Consider the following 1142-nt stretch of genomic DNA (forward strand, 5'->3'; position numbering starts at 1 on the left):
GACAGGCGGTCGAAGGTCAGCACACCATCCGGCCGTGGATAGGCGATCGGCTTGTGTTTGGCGGCCGGCTCCAGCGAGGCCGCATCGGTCTTGCCGTGTTTCAGCGTGCCGAAGACCGAGAGACCGAACAGCTGGTTGGTCCACATGTCGAGACCGCCAAGTGCGACGCCGAGCGCCGTGCCGAGCTTCGACCACAGCGGCTTGACGTTGCGCACGCGCTTGAGGTCCGTGCCGATCTCGGTCGCGCGCCAGGTGTTTTCGATCTCGACCGGCTCGTCATTGGCGCGGCCATGGGCGATCGCCTCGGCAATCTTGTCGGCCGCCAGCATGCCCGACAGCACGGCATTGTGGCTGCCCTTGATGCGCGGCACGTTGACGAAGCCGGCGGAACAGCCAATCAGCGCGCCACCGGGAAAGGACAGTTTCGGAACCGACTGGTAGCCGCCCTCGGTGATGGCGCGGGCGCCGTAGGACAGGCGCTTGCCCCCTTCGAACGTGTCGCGGATCGCCGGATGGGTCTTGAAGCGCTGGAATTCCTCGAAGGGATAGAGATAGGGGTTCTTGTAATTCAGGTGCACGACGAAGCCGACCGCAACCATATTGTCTTCGAGGTGATAGAGGAAGGAGCCGCCGCCGGTCTTCATGCCGAGCGGCCAGCCGAACGAATGCTGCACGAGACCCTGTTTGTGATGCTCGGGCTTGACCTGCCAGAGTTCCTTCAGGCCGATGCCGAATTTCTGGGGTTCGCGGTCCTTCTGGAGATCGAACCTGGCGATCAACTGCTTGGCCAGCGAGCCGCGCACGCCCTCGCCGATCAGCACATATTTGCCGAGCAGCTCCATGCCGCGGGTATAGGCGGGGCCCGGTTCGCCATTCTTCTCGATGCCCATGTCGCCGGTCGCCACCCCGATCACGGCGCCCTGGCCGTTATAAAGCAGTTCGGTTGCGGCAAAGCCCGGATAGATCTCGACGCCCAGCGCTTCGGCATGGGTCGCCAGCCATCGACAGACATTGCCGAGCGAAACGATGTAATTGCCGTGGTTGCTCATCAGCGGCGGCATCAGGACATTCGGCAGGCGCAGCGAGCCGGCCGGGCCGAGAAAGAGGAACTGGTCGTCGGTGACTTCCGTCTTGAAGGGATG

1 protein-coding gene is annotated in these 1142 nt (G+C 63.5%); it reads right to left on the bottom strand.

Translation table 11 applies throughout. The annotated features are described in order from the left end of the window. Positions 1–1142, bottom strand: a 1142-nt coding sequence (locus HGO38_RS30980; protein WP_250959629.1) for an NAD(P)/FAD-dependent oxidoreductase, incomplete at both ends; no start/stop codon positions are given.

The organism is Rhizobium sp. CG5 (assembly GCF_023701945.1).
Classification (GTDB): domain Bacteria; phylum Pseudomonadota; class Alphaproteobacteria; order Rhizobiales; family Rhizobiaceae; genus Allorhizobium.